This is a genomic window from Variovorax sp. Sphag1AA, from assembly GCF_014192575.1.
GTDB lineage: Bacteria > Pseudomonadota > Gammaproteobacteria > Burkholderiales > Burkholderiaceae_C > Variovorax.
Genome location: NZ_JACHYC010000001.1, coordinates 275,950 through 299,368, shown reverse-complemented (window position 1 = coordinate 299,368; position 23,419 = coordinate 275,950). Strand labels below are relative to the sequence as shown.

Genomic DNA, 23,419 nt, shown 5'->3' with positions numbered 1-23,419 from the left:
AATCGCGGGATGACCACCACCCTCCCCGCTGCCGTCGTCTCGGCCTTCACGCCCACCGGCGCCCTGCGCGCCTCGATCAATCTCGGCAACCCGATCCTCGCTGGCAAGGACCCCGCGACCGGCGAACCGGCCGGCGTTTCGGTCGATCTGGCGCGGGAGTTCGCGCGCAGGCTCAGCGTGGCGATCGAATTCGTGGTCTTCGAGAAAGCCGCTGCCTCGGTCGAAGCAGTGCGCACCGAGCAGGCAGACATCGGCTTCTTCGCGATCGATCCGGCGCGCAGCGAAGGCTTGCAGTTCACCGCGCCCTATGTGTTGATCGAAGGTAGTTACCTCGTGCCGGCGCAATCGCCCTTGCAGCGCAACGAGGATGTCGACCGCGCCGGGACGCCCATCGCGGTCGGCGTCGGCAGCGCCTATGACCTCTTCCTGACGCGCGAGATCAAGCAGGCGGAAGTCGTCCGCGTGCAGGGTGCGAAGGGCGTGATGGAAAGCCTGAACGCGGGTCAGGTCGAAGTCGCAGCGGGAATCCGGCAGGTCCTCGAAGCGGAAGCTGCGAGCACGCCAGGCCTGCGTCTGCTGCCCGGCCGATTCATGGTGATCCAGCAGGCGATGGGAACGCCCTCCTCCCGCGGCGCCGAAGCCGGTGCCGCCCTATCGGCTTTCGTCGAAGAAATGAAAGCCAGCGGGTTCGTGGCGGACGCGCTCAAGCGGCACCGCATACAAGGCGCGAGCGTCGCGCCTGCGGGCCACACAGCCTGATCGTGCCGATCTAGAGGCCGAGCTCGGACGCGAGCTTGGCGGCCGGCCAGCGTTCCTTGCGCTCCGGCCACGCCTCGACCAGCTCGACCATCTTCGCGTTGAGCGGAGCTTCACCGCCGTGCTTTCGCGCGAGGCGCACCACCTCGCCGCAAAGCGCATCGATCTCGGTCCGACGGCCAAGCGCGAGGTCGTCCGCCATGCTCGACCGCGCCTTCGCGTCGATGCGCAACATGCGCGCAGCCACCAGCCGGAACAGCGGGGTCGGCAGGCGCAGGATGCCCGGCAGCTTGTGCGCCGGCACCGCCGCGAGCTGCGCCGGCGCAATGCCCGCGTTGCCGAGCGCACTCAGCGCCTCGTCCATCAGCGCGGCAAGGCAGCGGCGATAGTCGCGCTTCAACAGTTCGTCGCGCAGCGGCAGCCCCGACAACGCGTTCACCGGGTTGTTGAGGTTCATCAGCAGCTTGCCCCACTGCACCGCCAGGAGGTCGGCATGCAGGTCGATGGGCACCCCCGCCCGCTCGAACACCGCCACCCAGCGGCGGAGCACCGGATCGTCCTTTGCAGCCAGGCGGCCGACGGTGCCTCGATGAAAGGCCCCAGGGCCGAGTTCAGCGATGTTGTAGGGAACCATGGCCGGCAGGACATTGAGCCTGGGCGCAGCTTCGGCGGCGATGTCGGCATTCGAGATGCCGTTCTGCAGCGACAGCACGGCGGTGCCTGCGGGCAGCTTTGCCGCGAGCTCGGCCGCAGCTTCCGCGGTCGCGCCACTCTTGACGGTCAGGAGGACCAGCGCCGGACGAACGCCCGATGGGACGTTTTCATAGACGCGCATCAGGCTCGGCGGCACGTGGTGGCGGATCCCCTCGATATTGGTCAGCGTGAGCCCGCGCGAATCCAGCGCGCCGATCACGCGGGGACGTCCGACGAAGCCGACGCGAACACCCGCGGCCGCAAGACTGCCCCCGATGTAGCACCCGACCGCGCCCGCCCCCATCACGAGGACGTCGACTGCCGACTCCTCGTTCATCCCTTGGCTTGGAGTCGTTCCGCCACCCAACCCTGCACAGACTGCAGCGCGGCCGGAACGCCTGCGGCATCGGTGCCGCCCGCCATCGCCATGTCCGGCTTGCCGCCACCCTTGCCGCCCACCTGCTGAGCGACGAAGTTGACCAGCTCGCCAGCCTTGACCTTGCCCATGGTGTCGGACGTGACGCCGGCCGCGAGCTGCACCTTGGCGCCATCGACGGCCGCAAGCACGATGGCCGCGGTCTTGAGCTTGTCCTTGAGCTTGTCCATCGTGTCACGCAGCGTCTTGGCATCGGCGCCGTCGAGCTTGGCCGCGAGCACCTTGATGCCGTTCACGTCGACCGCCTGCGCGACCAGTTCGTCGCCCTTCGACGAAGCGAGCTTGCCCTTCAGAGCGCCTACTTCGCGCTCCAGCGCGCGAACCTGTTCGAGCACTTGCGAAAGGCGCGGCTGCAGTTCGGAAACCGGCGCCTTCAGCGTCGCCGCGGCGCTGTTCACGGTGGCTTCGAGCTGCTGCAGGTAGACCAGCGCATTGGCGCCGGTCACCGCTTCGATACGGCGCACGCCGGCAGCCACGCCGCCTTCGCTCACGATCTTGAACATGCCGATGTCGCCGGTGCGCGCAACGTGCGTGCCGCCGCACAGCTCGCGGCTGCTGCCGATGTCGAGCACGCGGACGGTTTCGCCGTACTTCTCGCCGAAGAGCATCACGGCGCCGGTCTTCTGCGCCGACTCCATGTCCATCACGCGGGCCTGCGTCGCCTCGTTGGCGAGGATCTCAGCGTTCACGCGGCGTTCGATCTCGGTGATCTGTTCCTGTGTGACCGGCGCGTTGTGCGCGAAGTCGAAGCGCGTCTTGTCGGCATCGACCAGCGAGCCCTTCTGCTGGACATGGCCGCCGAGCACTTCGCGCAGCGCCTTGTGCATCAGGTGGGTGACGCTGTGGTTGCGCATCGTCGCCGCGCGCAGCGCGGTGTCGACGCGGGCGGTCACGGCATCGCCGACCTTGAGGGTGCCCTGCGTCTGCGTGCCGTGATGGCCGAACACGTCGGCCTTGATCTTCTGGGTGTCGTCGACGCCGAACTGCACGCCCTCGGCGGCGAGCACGCCCTGGTCGCCGACCTGGCCGCCGCTCTCGGCATAGAACGGGGTGGTGTCGAGCACGACGATGCCGGACTGGCCTTCGCTCAGTTGCTGAACAGGCGCGCCCTCGAAGTACAGCGCGGCGACCTTCGCCTTCTCTTCCAAGTGTTCGTACCCGGTGAAGACGTTGCCCGCGCCGGTGTATTCGACGGCGCGCTCCATCTTGAACTTGCCGGCCGCGCGACCAGCGGCCTTCTGGCGCTCCATCGCTGCGTTGAAGCCGGCTTCGTCCACCGCCACACCGCGCTCGCGGCACACGTCTGCCGAGAGGTCGAGCGGGAAGCCGTAGGTGTCGTGCAGCTTGAAGGCCACGTCACCCGGCAGCACCTTCGCGTCGTCGGCGAGGGCTGCGTCGAGGATTTCCATGCCGTTGGCGAGCGTCTCGAAGAAGCGCTCTTCCTCGGCCTTCAGCGTGTCGGTGATGCGTTGCGCGTCGGCGCGCAGCTTGGGATAGGCGTCGCCCATCAGCGCGACGAGATCAGGCACCAGCTTGTGGAAGAACGGCTTCTTCTGACCCAGCTTGTAGCCATGGCGGATGGCACGCCGGACGATGCGGCGCTGCACGTAGCCGCGACCTTCGTTCGAGGGGATCACGCCATCGGCCACGAGGAACGCGGTCGCGCGGATGTGGTCTGCAATGACCTTCAGCGAGTTGTTGCCGATGTCGGCGCAACCCGTTTCGCGCGCCGCGGCCTTGATGAGCGCATCGAACAGATCGATCTGGTAGTTGCTATGGACGTGCTGCAGGATGGCCGCGAGGCGTTCCAGCCCCATGCCGGTGTCGACGCAGGGCGCGGGCAGCTTCACGACGCTGCCGTCTTCCTTCATGTCGAACTGCATGAACACGTGGTTCCAGATCTCGATGAAGCGGTCACCGTCTTCATCAGGGCTGCCCGGAGGGCCGCCGGGGATTTCCGGGCCGTGGTCGTAGAAGATTTCGCTGCACGGGCCGCAGGGGCCGGTGTCGGCCATCATCCAGAAGTTGTCGGACTTGTACTTGCCGCCCTTGTTGTCGCCGATGCGGATCACGCGCTCGGGCGGAAGGCCGATTTCCTTGGTCCAGATGTCGTAGGCCTCTTCGTCCTCGTGGTAGACGGTGGCCAGCAGGCGATCGGCCGGCAGCTTGAAGACCTGGGTCAGCAGTTCCCAGCCCCACTTGAGCGATTCGCGCTTGAAGTAGTCGCCGAAGCTCCAGTTGCCCAACATCTCGAAGAAGGTGTGGTGGCGCGCGGTGTAGCCCACGTTTTCGAGGTCGTTGTGCTTGCCGCCTGCGCGAAGGCACGCCTGGACGGACGCTGCGCGCACGTAGGGGCGCTTGTCGCTGCCGAGGAACACGTCCTTGAACTGCACCATGCCGGAGTTCGTGAACATCAGGGTGGGGTCGTTGCCCGGGACCAGCGAACTGGAGGGCACCACGGTGTGGCCCTTGCTCTCGAAGAATTCGAGGAACGTCTTGCGAATGTCGGCAACGCTGAAGGTGGGCTGGCTCATCTTGGAATTGGCTTGTTGCAGAGGCGGTCTGCGTCGTGAAACTGGCGCCTTGCGCCACGCATCGAACCCACCTAACTGCTTGATCTGCTTGAACATTCGATTATAGGTTTGGGGAAGAATCCCACCCCATGCTTGACCGTGTCCTCGCAGACGGCGTGCTGGTGCTGCACGGCGCTTTCATCCTCTTCGTGCTGGTGGGCGGCGCGGCGGTCTGGCGCTGGCCTCGGCTCGCATGGCTGCACCTGCCGGCCGTTGCCTGGGCGATCTGGATCGAATGGTCGGGCGGGATCTGCCCGCTCACCCCGCTGGAGAACGAATTCCGCCGCGCGGCCGGCCTGGCCGGCTACGAAGGCGGCTTCATCGAGCATTACCTGCTCGCGGCGATCTACCCGGAAGGGCTCACGCGCGGCGTGCAGATGGTGCTGGGTGCATTCGTCGCGCTGCTCAACCTCACGGTGTACGGGCGGCTGCTTCTGCGTCGTTGACCAGCGACACGTCGCGCATCAGCGTGGCGGCACGTCGGAACTGGAGCGAACGGACCGCGCCGTCAAGCTCGGCGAAGCGATCGTCGCCGAGCGCGGAACGCAGCGCAGGGCCGAGTTCCTCGAACCAGGGCATGGCGGCGAGGTCCTGCCGGTCGAGTGCATCGACCAGCAACGCGAGCCCCTCGGGGTCGAGCGCCTGAGCCTCTTGCGATTCCTGCGCGTGCACCGGCGCAAAAAGCCACAGGCGGGCCGATGTTTCGAGCGTTTGCAGCGCCGAACTCAGCGCATGCAGTGCCCGCTCGGTCGCGGCCCGATCGCCAGCCTTCAGCGCCGTTTCACCGTCAAGCGCCGCCTGCCGGACTTCGCGGGCACCGATCACGCCGGCGCTACCCTGAAGCTTGTGCAGCCGCGCCCGGAGGGCCTCTCCCGTGCTGTCTTCTTCCGGCACCCCAATGCTCGTAGCCAGATCGCCGTATTCGTTCAGAAGCCCACGCAGCACGCTGAGCAGCAGCACCTTGTCTCCGACCAGCCGCGCAAAGGCATCGCCTGCGTCGATGCCCTCGATCCGGGGCCAATCCAGCGGCAGTTCTGCGCCCGCCGGAGCCGGTTGGACGATTGCAGCGGGCTGCTCGCCCCGCACGCGCGCCACGCAACGGCGGACGGTGCGAATCAGCGCCTCGACCTCGAAAGGCTTGCTGATGAAGTCCGTCATGCCGGCCTCCAACGCACGATCGCGCTCGGAGACCAGCGCGCTCGCGGTCAGGGCGATCACCGGCAGATCGCGCAACCCCAGCTCGCCGCGGATGCGGCGCGTCGCCTCGTTGCCGTCAAGCACGGGCATGTGGACGTCCATCAGCACCGCGTCGAAGGCATCGGGCGCGGTACGCAAGCGCCCGACCGCCTCGGCGCCGTCGGAAGCCAGGCTCACGCGGGCACCCTCGCTCTCGAGGATATGGCGGCACACGTCGAGGTTGATCTTGCTGTCGTCCACCACGAGCACGCGAACATCCTCGAGCCGCCGAAGCGGGTGCGGTTCGTCGGGCATCGGAAATACGTCGTCGTCACCGGCCGTGGCAAGCGGCAGGACGACCCAGAACTCGCTGCCCACGCCTGGCGTGCTGCTCACGCCGATCTCGCCGCCCATCAGCTCGGCAAGTTGCCTGACGATGGACAAACCCAGCCCAGTGCCGCCGAAGCGGCGTGTCGTCGATGAATCGGCCTGCGTGAAGGGGGTGAACAGGCGGTCGAGCAGCGCGGGCTCGATGCCAATGCCCGTGTCCGTCACCGAGAGGCGCAGCCGTACGTGATGCTCGTCGCGCGCCAGCGCCTGTACGTTCAGACGGACGGAGCCTTTCGCGGTGAACTTGACCGCGTTGCTCAGCAGGTTCACCAGAATCTGCCGGATGCGGGTGACGTCGCCGCGAAGCCGGTCGGGCAGGTCTTCATCCGCATCGAGACGCAGCGCGATGTCCTTGTTGTTGGCCACGACTCCGGCCATCTCGATCACGCCTTCGAGCAGCTCGCGCAGGCCGAACTCGGTCTCGTCGATCACCATCTCGCCCGCCTCGATCTTCGAGATGTCGAGGATGTCGTTGATGACGCCCAGCAATGCAGTGCTGGCGGTCTGGATCCGCTTGAGCAGTTCCCGCTGGCGTTCGTCGAGCTCGGTCTGGCGCAGCAGGTAGGCCAGCCCCAGCACGGTGTTGAGCGGCGAGCGGATCTCATGGCTCATGTTCGCGAGGAATTCGCTCTTGGCCTTGCTCGCGGATTCCGCCTGCGCGCTGCGCTCGTTGAGCGCCTCGTTGAGTTGCTCGAGCTGCGCCTGTGCCTCGCGCATGTCGGTCACGTCCACCGCCACGGTGATGAAGCCCTGCACGACGCCCGCATCGTCGCGGTCGGGGATGAAGTGCAGCCAGTAGTGCACGACGGTGCCATCGGTCATCGTGCGGGTGCGCATCACGCGCTGGTCCTCGCCGGCCAGCACCGCGCGAATCAGGGGCTGGTTCTCGCCGAGGCGCACCGGCCCGAGAAGCTCTTCCATCGTGATGCCGGCCATCTCCGCGGATTTGCGGCCGAGCCAACGCTCGTGCGCGTTGTTCGCGAAGGTGCAACGCAGGTCCGGCGTCCAGTAGGCCACCACGCCCGGAATGTTGTCCGTCACGATCCGCATGAAGCGCTCGTTCGAACGCAGTCGATGCTCCGCCACCTTGCGTTCGGAGAGATCGGCCGCGATCGCGATGAAGCCGACCACCGTGCCTTCCGCATCGCGCAGCGGACTCACGTTCAGGTGCACGGGGACGCGGCGGCCGTCTTTCCGCACGTAGGTCCACTCCCGGGCCTGCGCACGTCCGGTGCCTGGCGCGGGCGCGAAGACTTCCCCTGCTTGCAACGGACGGCCCATCTCGGTCGTGAGCGCCATCGTTCGGCCGTGGACTTCGAACGCATCGTGGAAGCTGTTCATCTCCATGCGGTCGACGACCTCTGCGGCCGTGTAGCCGAGCAAGGCCTCCGCGGCTGGATTGAACAACGTCACCACGCCGCGCACGTCGGTCGCGATGATCGCGCTGGCCGCCCCTTCAAGGATCGCGCGCTCGCGCTGCGAAAGCGCGGCCAGCTCGGCGGTGCGCTCCTGCACCTGATGCTCGAGCGTGGCGTTCAGTTCGAGGATGTGCGCCTTGGTGGCCTTCTCGTGCGTGATGTCGCGCATCGTCTCGGCCACACCGATGACGCGGCCATCGGCCGAGCGGATCGGCGCCGCGGCCACCGACACCGCCACCGGCGAACCGTCGCGGTGCCGCCGGAAGGTCTCGAACGCGGCAACCGACTTGCCATCGGCGATGTGCCGCAGCAGCGTCTCCTCTTCCTGTACGTAGTCGGGCGGCAGCAGCAGCGACTGCAGCGTCTGGCCCTGCACTTCTTCCGCGCTGTAGCCGAAGATCTTCGCGGCCGCGGCATTCCAGTCGGTGATCCGGCCGTCGAGCCTGCAGCCGATGACTGCGTCGTTGGAGCTGGTCACGATGGCCGCGAGGCGCGATCGCTGCTCGCCTTCGCGCTCCTTGCGGCGCTGGGTGACCTGCTCGACGAACGACAACAGCGCGAACAGAAGTGCGAGCACCGAGCCGATCAGCAGGATCGCCCACGGGCTGCGCAGGTTGAGCTGGTTGATGAATCGCGGCTGCGAAATGATCTCGACCTGCCAGGTTCGTCCGTATAGCGGCAGCGGCAGCGTGGTCTGGTAGTCGGTCTGCTGCACATCCAGTTGCCGCGGCGACCTGAAGAAGCGTTCGCGGGGCGCGCCGGGCGTCGCATCGACCAGCGACATCGCGAACTCACCGCCCTGGAAATCGAAGCCTTTGAGCACTTCGTCGACACGAAGCGGCGTATAGGCCCAGCCGAAGACGTCGTCGGGCGTGCCGCGCGCCGCCGACGACTTGCGCTGCCGCTGCTGGAGCCTGCCGAGCTGCGCCTCGGCGCGATAGATCGGCAGCAGCATCAGCACCGATCGCAACTTGACGCTGTCCGCCTCCAACTGCACCAGCGTGATCGGCGCAGTGATCGTGGTCTCGCCGCTTTGCGTTGCGCGTTCCACCGCCGCGCGCCGCTTCGGCTCCGAACCGAGGTCGAGACCGATGGCGGGGCTGGTCGAATCGCCCGGCTCGAAATACTGGACGACGAAGCGCTCACCGTCGTTGGGACCAAGCTGGTGGACGCGGAAATCCGGCTTGCCGTCGAGACGCGCCGCGGCAACGAAGGCGGCTTCCTGCCCGACGGGCACGCGCCGGATGTAGCCGAATCCACCCGACCCGGGGAACTCTCGCTCGATATCGCGCGAAGCCATGAACTGGGCGAAGCGCAAGCGGGTGATACCGCTCTCCCCGCCTGCGGCGATGACCGCGCCGCGCGTGCTGCGCAGCCCGGTCTCGTAGCTTTTCATGCGGGCGGCGAGTTGTTCGACCGCACGCCGCGCGAGCGTATCGAAGCGCTCCTTCGCCAGCGACTCGTTGTATTGGGACTGCAACAGCGCGGCGCCCATTGCGCCGCAAAGGCCGACGATCAGCCAGACCAGGGACCGCGCGAACTCACGAATCCCCACGGGACTGTTCAGCCTTCGTCGGCGACAGGCGCCGGCGCTGCATCAGGAGCCGCGATCGCGGCCTGCGCGCGGCCGGCTGCGATCGCCGCCTCAAGCGCCTTCGTGGCCGCTGCAGCCAGCGCGCCGATTGCTTCGACGCCTGCAGCAGCCAGCTCGTCGCGTCGCGCCACATCGAGGCAGGCCACGCCCGCGCTGCAGGTCACATGGCGCGAAACCGCGGACCCCTGGTGACCGATGTCGAGTGTCTCAACCGCACGCAGCACGCGGTTGGCCACATGCAGCGCATCGTCGGCGGATGTGTCGGGGAGAACCATCGCGAAGCGCTCGCGATCGAGCCGTGCGGCGACATCGCCCGGCCGGCGCATGCTGCGGCGCAGCGCATCGCCGACAGCCGCGAGGCAGGCATCGGTCGCCTTGCGGTCGTAGAGCGCTTCGAAGGACTGGAAGAAGTCGACCTCGACCCGTACGACGGAAATGGACTGCCCTGCCTCCGCCGCGCGGGCGCTCTCGCGCGCAACGGTCTCGGCGTAAGCGGTTTCGTTTGCCAGCCCGGTCAGGCCGTCGACGCGCGACAGCCGCCGCAGGTCGTCCGACAGCCGCTTGAGCTTGAGTTGCGTATTGACCCGCGCCAGCACCTGCTGCGCATTGAACGGCTTGCGGATGAAGTCGACCGCGCCCATCTGCAGGACCGCGACTTCGAGTTCGGATTCCTGGTGGCTGCTGACGAAGATCACCGGTACGTCGGCCAGCGCCGGGTCTGCCTTGAGCGCCTCGCAGACCTGGAGGCCGCTCATGTCGCCCATCTGCGCGTCGAGCAGGATCAGATCGGGCGTCGCCTCTTTGCTCAGTTGCAGTGCGTCGGCACCGCTGGTGGCGAATCGAAGGGTGGAGTAATCAGAAAGTATCCGACTCAGCACCTGGATGATGCCGGGATCGTCATCGACGAGAAGAAGGCTCGCCTCCACCGGAAATTTCTTCATCTTTCGATTCTGCCGCAAGCACCCTGACGATCAGCCCTGCGCGACGTAGCGCGCGATGAACTCGTAGCGCGCCGGATACGCCGTGTGCGAGCAGACCAATACGAATTCATTCACTTGCCAGGTGATCGGCGTCATCCCGGTCGGCGGAACTGCGCCGCGCGTCTTTCGCGCGAGGGTGAGATGCGGCACCCAATGCTCGGGGGGCAAGAAAATTCCCACGCTTTCGACCTGCCGCGCGATGTCCTCGTGCAGTGCGCGCAAGCCCGCGTGCTCGTCGGGCATCAGCACTGCGATCGGGTTGTGCCATGCCTTCGGCCTGCAAAGCAGCAGCGTCATCCGGCGCATGCGCACATTGGCCAGCCGTTGCGCGAGCAGCGATTCGTGCGAGCTATCCACCTCCCCGAGGAATTGCAGCGTCATATGGATGCGCGCCACGTTCGTGAGCCGCACGCCCGCGGGCCATGACCACGTCTTGCGATGCGCCTCCAGCGCGGCTCGAACCGGTTCGTCCGGAAACAGCCCGATGAAGAGACGCCGCTTCGGTTCCTGAAGGGTGTTCATCGGCCGTCGACCTTACGCGCTCCCCTCCTCCGCGGCTGTCGGCAAGGGTATATCCCAAGCCACTGGCACAAACCCTGATTTGTATGATGATCGGGCAACCTGCCCAGAGGACGATGTGCAGGTGCGGCATTGTTTTCGCCCCTTGGGCGGTCACGTTCAGGCGGGCCCCACGTCCAGAACAAGGAGACAGCAATGATCTTTCGCACCCGCATCGTCGCCGCGGCAGCGGCATTCGTCGCTGCGTCCGCCATGGCGGCCGGCCCCTCGGTGGTCAGTGGCCCTGGCGAGAACCCCGCCTGCTTCAAGCCCTGGGACGCCAACACCAAGTACTTCCAGTGGCCAGCCAAGAAGGGCCCGTACCGCATCGCGCTCGCCAATGGGTTCGTGGGCAACACCTGGCGCATCCAGATGATCAAGATGGCGAAGGCCTACGCGGCGACGCCAGAAATGAAATCCAACATCAAGGAGTTCAAGATCGTCTCGACCGGCACCGACGTCGCAGCGCAGATCGCGGCGATCGACAACTTCATCAACTCCGGCTACGACGCGATCGTGACGATCGCGGTCAACCCGACTGCCTTTGCGCCGGTGATCAAGCGCGCGAACGCGGCCGGCGTGGTCGTGGTGCCGTTCGACAACGTGCTCGACAGCGACCAGGTGATGATGGTCAACGAGGACCAGCTCGCCATGGGCCAGCAGTCCGGCGAATGGGTGGTGAAGAACATCCCGAGCAAGAGCGGCAAGCTGCTCGAAGTACGCGGCGTGCCGGGCAACTCGGTGGACCGCGATCGTCACCTCGGTTTCCGCAAGGTCGTGGAAGCGCCGGGCAACAAGTTCGAGGTGGTCGAGGTCGTCGGCAACTGGGACGACGGCACCGCGCAGAAGGCAGTCGCCGATGCCGTGGCAGTGCACAAGAACTTCGACGGCATGTTCGTGCAAGGCGGCTCCACCGGCGCGGTGCGTGCGCTGATCGACGCCAAGCACAAGATGATCCCGGTCGCGGGCGAGGCCGAGAACGGCTTCCGCAAGCTCTGCGTGGAACACGCGAAGGAAGGCCTGGTGTGCGCTTCGCTCGGCCAGTCGCCGGGTCTCGTCGCCATCTCGATGAAGGCCGCCGTTGCCGCGCTGCAGGGCAAGGTGATGCCGCAGATGATTTCGGTGCCGATCCCCATGGCGTCGCATCCGAACTTCAAGGCCGGCGAGAACTACTTCCCCGACCTCACCGACAACTTCTTCACCACGAACGATTTCCCGCCCTGCGACGTGAATCTCAAGGCGACGGACATCATGTCGAAGGACGAGAAGAACAACTGACGGTTCCGGCTTTGGAACCGATCCTGCGGCTGGTCGACGTCTCCAAGCGCTACGGCGGGGTGCGCGCGCTGGAGCGCGCCAGCTTCGCCTGCGAGCCGGGACGTATCCACGCGGTGCTCGGCGAGAACGGCGCGGGCAAATCGACGCTGATCAAGATCATGGCGGGCGTGGTGCGGCCCGACGAAGGCCGCATCGTGCTGGAAGGCACCGAGCGCCGCTTCTCGCATCCGCAGGAAGCGGTCGCAGCCGGCATCGCGTGCATCTTCCAGGAGCTGTCGCTGATGCCGGACCTGAGCGTGGCGGACAACATCTGCATCACCAATCCGCCGCGCAAGTACGGCCTGATTGACCGAAAGGCCCAACGCCGCATCGCCGAGGCTGCGCTGGCGCGCGCCGGCGCCGAAGACATCCATCCGCTGGCGCCGGTCGAAAGCCTGACGCTGTCGCGCCGCCAGATGGTCGAGATCGCGAAGGCGCTTGCACGCGACCCGAAGATCCTGATCCTCGACGAGGCGACCTCGGCGCTGACCACGGCGGATGTGGAGCGTGTGTTCTCGCTGCTCAAGCGCCTGCGCAGCGAAGGCCTCGCGATCATTTACATCTCGCACCGCATGAAGGAGATCGCCGAGTTGGCCGACGACTGCTCGGTGTTCCGCAACGGCAGCCATGTCGCGACCTTCGAGGCCGGCACGCGCAGCGACGCGGAAACCATCGAGATGATGATCGGCCGCGACATCGCGCATGCCTTTCCGCCAAAGCCGCCGCCGCGTGCCGCCGACGCGGGCGGCGCACCTGCGCTGGAGACCCGCGGCCTTTCGTGGAACGACCGGCTGCACGACATCGACATGGCGGTCTGGCCAGGCGAGATCGTCGGGCTTGGGGGGCTCGACGGACAGGGCCAGCGCGAGTTCTTCCTTTCCCTCTTTGGTGTGCTGCGCGGCGTGAACGGCGAAGTGCGCCTCGAGGGCAAGCCTGCGTCGGTGCGCGATCCCAGGCAGGCCAAGAGCACGCGCTTCGGCATTGCACTGGTGCCCGAAGACCGCAAGACCGACGGCCTGATGCTGCCGATGTCGGTAAAGGACAACCTGAGCCTCGCCGCGCTCGACAGGCTCAGTCGTGCCGGCGTGCTGGCCACCGCGGAAGAAGCACAGGCGGTTGCACAGATCGTGCGCCGGCTGTCGATCAAGGCGCCGGACACCAGCGACGCAGTCGGCACGCTGTCGGGTGGCAACCAGCAGAAGGTGGTGATCGGAAAGTGGCTGATCAACGCGCCGCGCATCCTGCTGCTGAACGACCCGACGCGCGGCATCGACGTCGGCACCAAGCAGGAGATCTACACGCTGGTGCGTGCGCTGGCCGACGAAGGCGCGGCGGTGATGCTCTATTCGACCGACTACGCAGAGCTGATCGGCTGCTGCGACCGCGTCGCGGTGTTCTACGACGGACGCATCGTGCGCTGGCTGGCCGGCGCGGAACTCACCGAACGGGCGCTGGTGTCGAGCGCCCTCAACCTTCAGCAGGCCGCCGCATGATGCATGCCGACTGGCGCTTTCACCTGCGCGAACACCGCGCGGTCTTCGCAACCGTGACGATGTTCGTCCTGATCTTCGCGCTCTATATCGCCAAGCATCCGGTCGGCTGGAGCACGCCGGTGCTGACCACTGCCGCCAACAAGGGCGTGCTGCTCGCGATCGTCGCGATGGCGCAGACGTTGCCGGTGCTGACCGCGGGCATCGATCTTTCTGTGGGCATGGTCTTCGTGCTTGCCAACTGCATGGCCTCGCATCTCGTGATCGGCACGCCGCTGCAAGCGGGCCTCGGCGTGGTCGCCGTATTGGCGACGGGCGCGCTGTGCGGCTTCATCAACGGGATCATCATCGTGTACGGCCGCCTTCAGCCGATCATCACCACGCTGGCCACCGGCATCATCTACTTCGGCCTCGCGCTGGGTCTTCGGCCCGTGCCCGGTGGCGATGTGCATGCAGGGCTTGCCGACGCACTCACCGGCGCCCTGCCAGGCGGCATCCCCACAATGCTGGTGGTGCTCGTCGTGGTGGTGCTGCTGGTATGGGTGCCCTATCGCCGCTCGGTGACCGGACGCGCGGCGCTGGCGATCGGCTCGTCGGAAAACGCTAGCTACATGTCCGGCGTCGCGATCGGTCGCGCAAAGATCGTCACCTATACGCTCGCGGGGCTCCTGGCGGCCATCGGCGGACTGCTGCTGACCTTCGTGACCTACTCGGGCGAAGCCTCGTCGGCGATCGGTGGGGTCTACACACTCAACTCGATCGCCGCAGTCGTCATCGGCGGGACCTCGCTGGCGGGCGGATCAGGCAGCGCGATCGGATCGATCTTCGGTGCTCTCGTGCTGCGCACCATTGGCGACCTGCTTTTTGTGTTCGACCTCGAACCACTGTGGCAGCCCCTCTTCCAGGGCGTGATCCTGCTGACTGCGGTGAGCTTCGGTTCGCTGCGATTGCTCAAGGTCACCAACCGGCTCGAGATATTCAGGTGAGGCCCGGGATGAGCACACTGGCATTGCGACTAAAGCGATCGAGCCATCTGCGGGTGATCGCGGGCGCGCTGTGCACCGTCGCACTGCTTCTCGTCGGCAGCCTCTATTCGAAGAACTTCCTCTCCCCGGACTACCTGCTGCTGCAGTTGCAGATCGCGTCCTTCCTCGGCGTGATCGCGACCGGCGCGATGCTGGTGATCCTGCTCGGTGGCATCGATCTGTCGGTGCCGTGGCTGGTCACCGTGGGCGGAATGATGTCGGCCGCTGCCGCGGGCTGGTGGGGCGGCGCGGGCGCGGCGATCGCGATTCCGTTCGGCATCCTCTGCGGCGCAGTGCTGGGGCTGGTCAACGGGATCGGCGTGGCGTATCTGCGCGTGCCGTCGATGATCTTCACCCTCGGCATCAACGCCGTGGCGCAAGGCCTGATCGTGGTGCAGACCGGCGGCTTCGCACCGCAAGACCGCGCAACACCCGCGATGCACCTCATTGCGACCGGCCGATCGCTGCTCGGCATCCCGAACGCGCTGCTGGTGTGGATCGCCGTCGGGGCGGCCACGATGTTCCTGCTGCACCGCACGACCTTCGGCCGCGCGATCTACGCGGTGGGCAATCGCGAACGCGCGGCCTATCTCTCGGGCATCGACACACGCCGCATCACGCTGCTGTGCTTCGTAATCGCGGGCGCGTGCTCGGCAGCGGCCGGCGTGCTGCTGACCGGCTATTCGACCAAGGCCTACCAGGCGATGGGCGACGCCTACCAGTTGCCGGCCATCGCGGCCGTGGTGCTCGGCGGCACCAACATCCTCGGCGGCCAGGGCTCGTACCTCGGCACCGTCGTCGGCGTGATCCTCATCACCCTGCTCCAATCGATTCTTTCGGTGATGCAGATCCCGGAGATGGGACGACAGGTCATCTATGGCGTCGTCATCATCTCGATGCTGCTGGTGTACGGCCGCGGCCGCCGGCAGTCGGGCTGACGAAAACGACAGGACATCCAAGGAAACTTCATGACGATTGAAACCGCAGCGAGCTACGAAGTGCTCGACCCCCGCTTCAGCCGCCTCATCTTCCCGACCGCGCATGTCGACAAGCTCTACACGGGATGCCGCTGGGCCGAGGGTCCGGCATGGTTCGCTGCCGGGCGCTATCTCGTGTGGTCCGACATCCCGAACGACCGCATGATGCGCTGGGACGAAACCGACGGCTCGGTCTCGGTCTTCCGCCAACCCGCCCTCAACACCAACGGCCACACGGTCGACCTGCAAGGGAGGCTCGTCTCCTGCGAGCATCGCGGGCGCTGCGTGTCGCGCGTCGAGCACGACGGCTCGCGCACCGTGCTCGCCTCGCACTGGGAGGGCAAGCGGCTCAACTCGCCGAATGACCTGGTGGTGAAGTCCGACGGCAGTATCTGGTTCTCGGACCCGAGCTACGGCATCGACAGCGACTACGAAGGCGATGCCTCGCCAAGCGAGATCGGCGACCGCTGCGTCTTCCGCATCGATCCGCAGAGCGGCTCGGTGGCGCGCGTGGCCGATGGCTTCGTGCAACCCAACGGCCTTGCCTTCTCGCCCGACGAACGCCTGCTGTACGTGGCCGATACCGGCGCGACGCACGTCACGGATGGGCCGCGCCATATCCGTCGCTTCCAGGTGGCCGAGGACGGCCGCACGCTCAGCGGCGGCGAGGTTTTCGCAACCTGCGACAGCGGCCTCTTCGATGGCTTCCGCATCGACACCCAGGGCCACCTGTGGAGCAGCGCCGGCGACGGCGTGCACTGCTATGCGCCGGACGGCACGCTGATCGGCAAGATCCGCCTGCCGGAGGTCGTTGCCAATGTGTGCTTCGGCGGACCGAAGCTCAACCGGCTCTTCATCTGCGCGACGACCTCGCTCTATGCGGTTTATCTCAATGCAAGGGCCGCGGGGCGGAACAGCGCCTGAGATCTGTCGGAAGGCATATCCGAGGGTTTTCCCGTATGCGCTAGCTCAGCAAAGGAGTAACCTTTTGTTTTCAATCTCCCGCGTGCATGCGATGCGCGAGTTTGGATTCTTTCAGGGGAGTAGGTCACGATGTTTGGAGAGTTCGTTCCGCGCGAACGTGCTGCCGCATATGCCCTCGACCAAAGGTCGCGATCCAACGCCTTGCTCGATTTCGATTCCGACGAGGTCGGTAGCTCATACAACCGCCAGCCCTTCATCGTCCGCCACAGACTGGCCGAACATCCGTTACTCGAACTGGACTCGCTGTTCGCGCTGTGTCGACGCCTGCCGGGTGACTTCGTCAAGCTGAGACGGGGCATCATTCCCGGCAATGCCCACTTTGATTCGTCCTATGACCGCTACCGGGACGGCCTCTCGCTCGAGGAAACGCTCGAGCATTTCGAGGAATTGAAGGCCTACATCTGCATCTACAACCCCGAGCGCGATCCGACCTACCGGCCGCTCATCGAGAGCCTGCTGGCCGAAATCGCCGCAGCCATCTCGGACACCGATCCCGTCGTTACCTGGTTCTCGACCTACATCTTCGTATCGACCAGCGGCGCGGTGACGCCCTATCACATGGACCGCGAGATGAACTTCCTGCTGCAGGTGCGCGGCGACAAGGAAGTGCTGCTCTGGGATCCCGCCGACGAGGAGATCCTGAGCCCCGCGGAAAAGGACCATCTGCTCTCCGCCTTCGGCGCCTGGCGGCCGACCTACAAGCCGTCTTTCGAGCAAAAGGCGATGCACTTCGACCTCCACCCAGGGCTCGGCGTGCACCACCCGTTCATCGCGCCACACCGGGTTCATACCCTGGATGGCCTTTCCGTATCGCTCGCGTTCACCTTCCGCACGCTCAAGTCCGACACAGTCACGAAGGCCCACAGCTTCAACGAGGTCCTGCGGCGCCTGGGCATGTCGCCCCACCCGATCGGCGAGAACGAAGCGGTGGATCGCGTCAAGGCCGCCGCGTCGAACGCGGTACGGGTGCCGATCAAGGTCTGGCAGGCGCGCAGGCGGGTGACGCACTGGCCCACTCAGCCGAGCACGTAGGCATCGGGACGCTCAACGCCGGGGTCGCAGCCGCTACGGCTATGGTGTTGCTGCTCAATGCGGACGATCTGCCGTCCGCGAACCGCGTCGAACGCGTGCCGGCCGCGCTGCTGCGGACGTTGACGGCAACGCGCCCGGATCCGCACACCAGCGGTCCTGTTATAAAACGCAACCAAGCGCTCCATCGAATCAAGGAATCGAATGACAGCACTCAGCGTTGTCTCGCAGCATGCCGAATCAAGGCCAATCCCCGCAGCGCCGCGGGTCGCTGTGCTGATTCCCTGCTACAACGAGGAGGCGGCCATCGAGCAGGTGGTACGCGGATTCCGGGCCAGCCTCCCTCACGCCGACATCTACGTCTACGACAACAATTCGCGCGACGACACCCAGGAAGTTGCGCGGAAGGCCGGCGCCATCGTTCGCGTCGAGCGCCGACAGGGCAAGGGCAACGTGGTGCGCCGCATGTTCGCCGACATCGACTCCGATGTGTACGTCCTGGTCGACGGTGATGCGACCTATGACGCGAGCGCCGCGCCTGAAATGATCGCCCGTCTGATCGAAGAGGAAAACGATATGGTGGTCGCGTGCCGCGTGCACGACACGGCGGACGCCTACCGCCCCGGCCATCAGTTCGGCAATGCCGTCCTCACCGGCTTTGTTGCCTGGCTGTTCGGCAAAAGCTTCACCGACATCCTCTCGGGCTATCGCGTCTTTTCGCGGCGCTTCGTCAAATCGTTCCCCGCACTGTCGAAGGGATTTGAAACGGAAACCGAACTCACGGTCCACGCGCTCGAACTGCGCATGCCGGTGGCCGAAATCGAGACGCCCTACGGCGCGCGTCCGCCGGGGTCGGTCAGCAAGCTGTCAACCTATTCCGACGGCCTGCGCATCCTGCGTCTCATCCTGGCCTTGTACAAGCATGAACGGCCGCTGCTGTTCTTCGCAGTGATCGCTTTCGTGTTGGCCGTGGTGTCGCTGGGACTGGCGACGCCTGTTGTCATCGAATGGTCGCGCACGGGTCTCGTGCCCCGATTTCCGACCGCGATCCTTGCGACCGGCATCATGATCCTGGCTTGCCTCTCATTGACTGCCGGCATGGTGCTCGAAACCGTCACGCGCGGGCGCCAGGAACTGAAGCGGCTGATGTACCTGCAAGTGGCTCCCTTCCATCGCGGGGCCTGAAAATGAGTTTCAGATTCGTGATCAGGGCGGCCGCTTGTCTGCTGGCGCTCAACGTCGTCTTCGTGATGCTGATGGTCGCCATACAGACGCTCGATTCGGGCCGCGTGCAGGAGCGACTCCGCAAGGATGTGGGAACCGGAAGGCTCATTGCGAGCAACTGGGATCCCGGACCTTACGGTCAGGGCATGGACCTGTTCACGGAATGCATCGCGCTGGGCGCGGGCACGATCCCTCCCGAGGGCAAATCGGCGCTGACGCGCGCTCTCGAACACCGCTATATCGTCGGCATCAATACCGAGAAGGCCGATCCCTGCGGCGCCTTGGTCAGCAATCTCCGGGACGGCGCCTCCGTCCAGGTCGCGCCCTACATGCGCTATTGGCATGGCTACGACGTCTATCTGCGGCCGATGTTGTGGGCGGGCATACCGCTCGCCCGGGTGCACTACGTCAGCCTGATTCTTCTCACCATCCTGAGCGTCGGCCTCCTGCACGCATCCACGCGCGTGCTTCCGATGCCGATCGTGGCGTCGCTGCTGGGCACACTCTTTCTGACGACCGATCTATTCACGTTTCCGTTCGTGACCGTGCATGCGGTCGGCCTCATGGTCTGCCTTGCCACGGCCTGGGCCGCGGCGGTGCATTTGAAGTCCAGACCCCACGATGGCAGTGGTTTGCTGTGGATCGCACTGCTTTCGGGCGCCCTCTTCGCGTTCGTCGATTTCCTCGTCAACCCGCCCCTCACCCCCGCCCTGATGATGTTCCTCATCATCGCGGCCACGCGCTGGAATCGTCCGGACGTGTCCGCAAGGTCGCTCCTGCTGTCTTCCACCGGCGTCACGCTCACATGGTTCTTCAGCTATGCGGCGACATGGATCGGCAAGTGGGTGATCAGCGCGATCTTCCTGGGACCGCAGCAGGTGATCAGTGAGGTTTTCTCGAACATCGTCAGGCGGACTGTGGAAGACCCGCAAGGCGAAATCGGGAAACAGCTTTCAGTGCACATCGGCACTCCGACGCTAGCGAACATCCAGTCGCTGGGCTGGCCGCTTTTCGTGCTTTCGCTTGCCATCGCGGCGGCGCTGCTCGCGTTCACGCTGGTCCGCGGGCGCTTCACGAAGGGTCGGGTCGCCGATTTCCTGATCGTGGTCTCGCCCGCACTGATCCCCGTCGTGTGGATGGAGCTGATGCGCAATCACAGCATCGTCCATTCATGGTTCGTCTACCGAGATCTGGGATTGAGTCTGGGCATCGTCGTGGCCGCATCGATGTTCGTGCTTCTTGCCGCAAGACGAGCGCCGCGGAGCGTGCCAGCCACGCGGACCGATTCGGGTTTGGCGCCAGCCCAATGAGAGCCCGCACTGCGGCTTCGGAATTCGATCATCCCCACGATGGAGATCGCTCAAATTCCCGCCAGCAAAGTACTAAATTTGTGCTAATGTCCGTCAAATCGTAACCGTCAGTTGCAGAGCTCCTTCTGCATCGCCAAAGCAATCGCCACGGAATGCGCATGAAGGGACACATACCCGCTCTCACCGGACTTCGATGCGTCGCCGTGATGATGGTGGTCTTCGGGCATGCCAGCACTACGGTGGAAGGCGGGTTTACCGGGTGGCTCTATCCGCTGAGATTTCTCTCTGACGCCGGCCTCGGCGTTCAGATCTTCTTCGTGCTGAGCGGCTTCCTCATCACGAACATCCTCCACTCCGAGTGGGAAGCGACCGGGCGCATCGATCTTCTTCAGTTCTACATTCGCCGCACGCTGAGAATCTGGCCTGCCTTCTACGCGTTCATCATCGTGCTCGGCCTGCTTTCGCATTGGCAGTTGATCGATATCGCGTGGCAGCAGTTCACCTTCGCGGCGCTGCACATGTGGAACTATTCGGAGGCCCTCGGGTTGGGCCCGGTCAGCGCACAACACCTCGACGGAGCGTGGTACCTCGGCCACTTCTGGAGCCTGTCGCTCGAAGAGCAGTTCTACTGGTTCTGGCCGCCCCTGCTGATCTTCTTGCTGCATCGACGCAGCACCAAGCTCCTGGCCGGACTCATTCTTTTCGTGCCGATAGTAAGGGTGGCTTCGTACTATCTCGCGCCAAACCTCCGGGGGCAGCTTGGGATGATGCTCCACACCGGAGTCGACTCGATCCTGGTTGGGTGCTATGTGTCGCTCAACAAGTCGCGCATCAAGGCCTTTCTTGAAAGCTCTCGATACAGCGCAGCAATGCTGACCGCCGGCTGCCTGCTGGTCGTGTTCGTTACGCCGGTGCTCGCTGGGCTGCTTCGCGGCTACTGGTCCACATACGGAACCACTCTGACCGCAGCGATCGTGGGACTGATCATCATGGGCATCGCATCCATGGAGCAGTTCTGGCTCACGCGGCTGTTGAAACTGCGTCCGTTCGTGTTCATCGGGACGATTTCGTACAGCTTGTATCTGTGGCAGCAGTTGTTCCTGTCCGAGCATTCACCGGTGACGCTGGGCTTTCCACTCAACATCTTGCAGGCCATCGTGGCCGCGACTTTGAGCTACTGGCTGATCGAAACGCCCTTCCTGAAGCTCAAGGACGCACGGAAGCGCACCCCGGGACTCGTGGCGCCAGTACAGATGCGAAGTGACGTCTCGACTCGCAAATGACGATCCGTCGCGTTCCGCTTCTGAAGCCTGTCCCTATTCGACCTCACTGAAGGTCTTGCCCAGGCCCGGATAGTGTTCGATGAATTCGCGGCTCAGCGCTTGCAGTTCCGCCGGCTCGAATGCTCGGGAACGCGCGTAGACGTAGACAGCGACACCATTCTCGAGCCTGTATTCGTTCGGCAATCGCCGGAAAGCAGCCCCCACACCGCGGCCTTCCGTCATGTCCCTTGCCAGCAAACCGATTACCTGCTGGTCTTCCGGACGCAGGTGATATTGCGTCGGCACGGCGACCAATACGGTGTCTGCGCGGACAAACCCATGGGGAAATCCGTCACGCTTGTCGACATCCTTCGTGGGAAGGAGCCGTGCGCAAGATTCCGGCGGCCGTCCTGAAGTCCGGCAGGCCACTGCCATCATGTTCGAGTTGAGCACCGTCGAACTGGCGACCACGTAGACCGTTCCCTTTCCATGATCCACCACGTCGCTCAACAGGCGGTCGAATTCGGCCAGATCGTTCCTGAGCATTGGAGGGAAGCGGGCCGTCGTCACCAGAGCACCCAAGGGACTTGAAGCGTTGCTGATGGTGGTGGAAGAGAAAGCAAGAACAGAAGCTGCCGTCGATTTGTCCATCCTGGAAGATAGGAAGACAAGGAGCGACCCTGCAATCGTGCAGACGAAGACGAGCGCCAATGCAAGAAGCGAAGTCCATATCTTCTTCCTGATCTGTGCGCACAGCCACAGGACCAATGCGGCGATGCCTATCCCGACCGAAGGCGTGAGCAGGTAATAGTGCTGCACGCCAAAGTCCTGGGTTCGCGCAAACAGGCAGAAGATGATGACCGGCTGAACCAGCAGGAAGATCGCAAAGGTCCGGGTTTCCTGGCGCCGCCAGAGCAATACCAACCCGACCAGCCCGCAGGCGAGGAGGCTCCATCCGAAATAGGCGAACAGCCTCTGCGCAACCTCGGTGATGGACGTGCTGTAGCGATACGCAGAATAGATGTCCGCATAGTCAGTGCGCAGGATCCGAAGAACCAACGGTGTCGCGATGACAGCCATCGCACCCGCAAAAGTCAGCCCGATGATGATTGCCTTGTGCGCTGCGCCCCCGCTGCTGCGCCACCGCAGACCGCCATCCTGCCGATGGATCGCAAAGCCTTGCGCCAGTGCGAGCGCCGGAAAAAAGGACACGACCCAGAACAGATACCAGCGCCGGACAAGAACTAGCAGGCACAGCAGGAGGCCAGTCGTGATGAGTTGACGCATCTTCTGCTCGGCGAGCGGGGCGGAAAAGTGAACCCGCAGGACAAGCCCGATGACGAACAAGCCCAGAATGTCCGGTAGGCCGCGAAGCACTGGAATCCACATCACGTGCATCGTCGCAACGCATGCCGTGGCCAAGGCCAGGTCCGCGAGCGGCTTGTCGGTTCGAGGCGGCAAGCCACGCCAGGGCAACCAGGCCAGCATGAACGCGCTTGGCAGCAGCGACATGTTGACGATGGCCAGGACGTAGGCCAGGCGGCCGGGCCCGAAGACCCATTCCATGGGAATCAGCGGGACGATGACCAGGGAGTTGTAGTCCTCGCCTCGAATCGAGACCAGGATCCCTCGCAGGGTACGCAGCGGCTGCTCAAGCAGGTCCGAACTGACGTCGATGAATCGGATCCAGTAGCCCGCCCAGTCCCAGAAGTAGACGGCACGCTCCTGCAAGACATAGTGGACAGCGAATGCGTTGGACAGAAGGACCACACCTGCAAGAGCAGCCAGCGCGAAAGCGCGGCGCGGGGTCGATTGCGAGCGGAAATGGTCGAATGCTGTCTGCATGCTCTCCAGAACGAAGAAGGTCTAACGGAAGGATGGGCGCCAGTTGCATGCCCGAAGCTCGTCGTCGGACTGAACAAGGCGGCAGATTATGCGGCCTTCGCTGCGACAAGGCCAACTCGCACGCGCGGCTTCGAACGGCCACTTCCTGTGGCAGCCCATCGTGCTTGATCGCTTCTGAGCGCGGCGAGCAGCCGCGCTAGAATCCGCATCCGACGCGGGCGTAGTTCAATGGTAGAACGGCAGCTTCCCAAGCTTCATACGAGGGTTCGATTCCCTTCGCCCGCTCCAAAACACATATTCATTGAGCATCACGAGGCCCCATTCGGGGCCTTTTTCATTGGGAAAGCGCGATAATCGGGGCAGCACGGCGGTGCACGGCGCA

At 64.9% G+C, this 23,419-nt stretch carries 17 protein-coding genes and 1 tRNA gene; 12 read left to right on the top strand and 6 right to left on the bottom strand.

The genetic code is table 11. From position 1 onward, the window contains the following. The first annotated feature begins 9 nt into the window (after positions 1 to 9). Positions 10 to 759 (top strand): transporter substrate-binding domain-containing protein, encoded by a 750-nt coding sequence (locus FHW64_RS01535; RefSeq protein WP_184522418.1) that lies wholly within the window; start codon positions 10 to 12, stop codon positions 757 to 759. A gap of 10 nt (positions 760 to 769) precedes the next feature. Here the strand turns inward: FHW64_RS01535 and FHW64_RS01530 are convergent, their stop codons facing one another. Continuing rightward, positions 770 to 1,786, bottom strand: coding sequence for a 2-dehydropantoate 2-reductase (locus tag FHW64_RS01530; RefSeq protein ID WP_184522417.1), 1,017 nt, complete (start codon positions 1,784 to 1,786; stop codon positions 770 to 772). Next, a complete protein-coding gene (gene alaS, locus FHW64_RS01525; protein WP_184522415.1) occupies positions 1,783 to 4,419 on the bottom strand; it encodes an alanine--tRNA ligase in 2,637 nt (878 codons plus the stop codon). The genes FHW64_RS01530 and alaS overlap by 4 nt, the downstream gene beginning before the upstream one ends. Positions 4,420 to 4,547: 128 nt before the next feature. On the opposite strand from alaS, the gene FHW64_RS01520 reads away from it, so the two are divergent. Further along, positions 4,548 to 4,904, top strand: a complete 357-nt coding sequence (locus FHW64_RS01520) for a DUF2784 domain-containing protein (protein WP_184522413.1) — start codon at positions 4,548 to 4,550, stop codon at positions 4,902 to 4,904. Here the strand turns inward: FHW64_RS01520 and FHW64_RS01515 are convergent. From FHW64_RS01515 to thpR, 3 genes are read right to left on the bottom strand one after another with little or no spacing between them, the layout of a single operon-like run. Then, positions 4,870 to 8,997: a PAS domain S-box protein gene (locus FHW64_RS01515; protein WP_184522411.1), complete on the bottom strand. Its 4,128-nt coding sequence runs from the start codon at positions 8,995 to 8,997 to the stop codon at positions 4,870 to 4,872. The genes FHW64_RS01520 and FHW64_RS01515 overlap by 35 nt on opposite strands. Before the next feature lie 8 nt (positions 8,998 to 9,005). Further along, positions 9,006 to 9,977: a diguanylate cyclase domain-containing protein gene (locus FHW64_RS01510; RefSeq protein ID WP_184522410.1), complete on the bottom strand. Its 972-nt coding sequence runs from the start codon at positions 9,975 to 9,977 to the stop codon at positions 9,006 to 9,008. Positions 9,978 to 10,007: 30 nt separating this feature from the next. Beyond that, a complete protein-coding gene (gene thpR, locus FHW64_RS01505) occupies positions 10,008 to 10,538 on the bottom strand; it encodes an RNA 2',3'-cyclic phosphodiesterase (RefSeq protein WP_184522408.1) in 531 nt (176 codons plus the stop codon). Positions 10,539 to 10,730: 192 nt separating this feature from the next. Between thpR and FHW64_RS34280 the strand changes: the two genes are divergently transcribed. The 9 genes from FHW64_RS34280 (at position 10,731) to FHW64_RS01460 (ending at position 21,213) form a co-directional block, all read left to right on the top strand. Further along, on the top strand, positions 10,731 to 11,852 hold the full coding sequence (locus tag FHW64_RS34280; RefSeq protein WP_184522406.1) for a sugar ABC transporter substrate-binding protein: 1,122 nt from the start codon (positions 10,731 to 10,733) through the stop codon (positions 11,850 to 11,852). A gap of 11 nt (positions 11,853 to 11,863) precedes the next feature. Next, complete coding sequence (locus FHW64_RS01495; RefSeq protein ID WP_409350585.1) at positions 11,864 to 13,384, top strand: sugar ABC transporter ATP-binding protein; 1,521 nt, start codon at positions 11,864 to 11,866, stop codon at positions 13,382 to 13,384. Further along, on the top strand, positions 13,381 to 14,367 hold the full coding sequence (locus FHW64_RS01490; RefSeq protein WP_260303601.1) for an ABC transporter permease: 987 nt from the start codon (positions 13,381 to 13,383) through the stop codon (positions 14,365 to 14,367). Before FHW64_RS01495 ends, FHW64_RS01490 begins: the two co-directional genes overlap by 4 nt. Before the next feature lie 8 nt (positions 14,368 to 14,375). Then, positions 14,376 to 15,344 (top strand): ABC transporter permease, encoded by a 969-nt coding sequence (locus FHW64_RS01485; protein ID WP_184522404.1) that lies wholly within the window; start codon positions 14,376 to 14,378, stop codon positions 15,342 to 15,344. Positions 15,345 to 15,374: 30 nt separating this feature from the next. Further along, the gene (locus FHW64_RS01480) at positions 15,375 to 16,307 is read left to right on the top strand and encodes an SMP-30/gluconolactonase/LRE family protein (protein WP_184522402.1); all 933 of its coding nucleotides are present in this window, start codon (positions 15,375 to 15,377) and stop codon (positions 16,305 to 16,307) included. Between the two features lie 201 nt (positions 16,308 to 16,508). After that, complete coding sequence (locus FHW64_RS01475) at positions 16,509 to 17,399, top strand: cupin-like domain-containing protein (RefSeq protein WP_260303600.1); 891 nt, start codon at positions 16,509 to 16,511, stop codon at positions 17,397 to 17,399. 201 nt (positions 17,400 to 17,600) lie between these two features. Beyond that, positions 17,601 to 18,581: a glycosyltransferase family 2 protein gene (locus FHW64_RS01470; protein WP_184522398.1), complete on the top strand. Its 981-nt coding sequence runs from the start codon at positions 17,601 to 17,603 to the stop codon at positions 18,579 to 18,581. A 2-nt stretch (positions 18,582 to 18,583) separates the two neighbouring features. Continuing rightward, positions 18,584 to 19,930, top strand: coding sequence for a hypothetical protein (locus FHW64_RS01465; RefSeq protein WP_184522396.1), 1,347 nt, complete (start codon positions 18,584 to 18,586; stop codon positions 19,928 to 19,930). 158 nt (positions 19,931 to 20,088) lie between these two features. Next, positions 20,089 to 21,213: an acyltransferase gene (locus tag FHW64_RS01460; protein WP_184522394.1), complete on the top strand. Its 1,125-nt coding sequence runs from the start codon at positions 20,089 to 20,091 to the stop codon at positions 21,211 to 21,213. A 33-nt stretch (positions 21,214 to 21,246) separates the two neighbouring features. On the opposite strand, the gene FHW64_RS01455 is transcribed toward FHW64_RS01460, so the two are convergent. After that, on the bottom strand, positions 21,247 to 23,037 hold the full coding sequence (locus FHW64_RS01455; protein WP_184522392.1) for a hypothetical protein: 1,791 nt from the start codon (positions 23,035 to 23,037) through the stop codon (positions 21,247 to 21,249). Positions 23,038 to 23,251: 214 nt separating this feature from the next. On the opposite strand from FHW64_RS01455, the gene FHW64_RS01450 reads away from it, so the two are divergent. After that, positions 23,252 to 23,325 (top strand) — tRNA-Gly (locus FHW64_RS01450). The last annotated feature ends 94 nt before the right edge of the window (positions 23,326 to 23,419 follow it).

Coding starts and splice junctions, on each gene's coding strand:
- FHW64_RS01535 (WP_184522418.1), top strand. CDS start 10: ATGACCACCACCCTCCCCGCTGCCGTCGTCTCGGCCTTCACGCCCACC.
- FHW64_RS01530 (WP_184522417.1), bottom strand. CDS start 1,786: ATGAACGAGGAGTCGGCAGTCGACGTCCTCGTGATGGGGGCGGGCGCG.
- alaS (WP_184522415.1), bottom strand. CDS start 4,419: ATGAGCCAGCCCACCTTCAGCGTTGCCGACATTCGCAAGACGTTCCTC.
- FHW64_RS01520 (WP_184522413.1), top strand. CDS start 4,548: ATGCTTGACCGTGTCCTCGCAGACGGCGTGCTGGTGCTGCACGGCGCT.
- FHW64_RS01510 (WP_184522410.1), bottom strand. CDS start 9,977: ATGAAGAAATTTCCGGTGGAGGCGAGCCTTCTTCTCGTCGATGACGAT.
- thpR (WP_184522408.1), bottom strand. CDS start 10,538: ATGAACACCCTTCAGGAACCGAAGCGGCGTCTCTTCATCGGGCTGTTT.
- FHW64_RS34280 (WP_184522406.1), top strand. CDS start 10,731: ATGATCTTTCGCACCCGCATCGTCGCCGCGGCAGCGGCATTCGTCGCT.
- FHW64_RS01490 (WP_260303601.1), top strand. CDS start 13,381: ATGATGCATGCCGACTGGCGCTTTCACCTGCGCGAACACCGCGCGGTC.
- FHW64_RS01485 (WP_184522404.1), top strand. CDS start 14,376: ATGAGCACACTGGCATTGCGACTAAAGCGATCGAGCCATCTGCGGGTG.
- FHW64_RS01480 (WP_184522402.1), top strand. CDS start 15,375: ATGACGATTGAAACCGCAGCGAGCTACGAAGTGCTCGACCCCCGCTTC.
- FHW64_RS01470 (WP_184522398.1), top strand. CDS start 17,601: ATGACAGCACTCAGCGTTGTCTCGCAGCATGCCGAATCAAGGCCAATC.
- FHW64_RS01465 (WP_184522396.1), top strand. CDS start 18,584: ATGAGTTTCAGATTCGTGATCAGGGCGGCCGCTTGTCTGCTGGCGCTC.
- FHW64_RS01460 (WP_184522394.1), top strand. CDS start 20,089: ATGAAGGGACACATACCCGCTCTCACCGGACTTCGATGCGTCGCCGTG.
- FHW64_RS01455 (WP_184522392.1), bottom strand. CDS start 23,037: ATGCAGACAGCATTCGACCATTTCCGCTCGCAATCGACCCCGCGCCGC.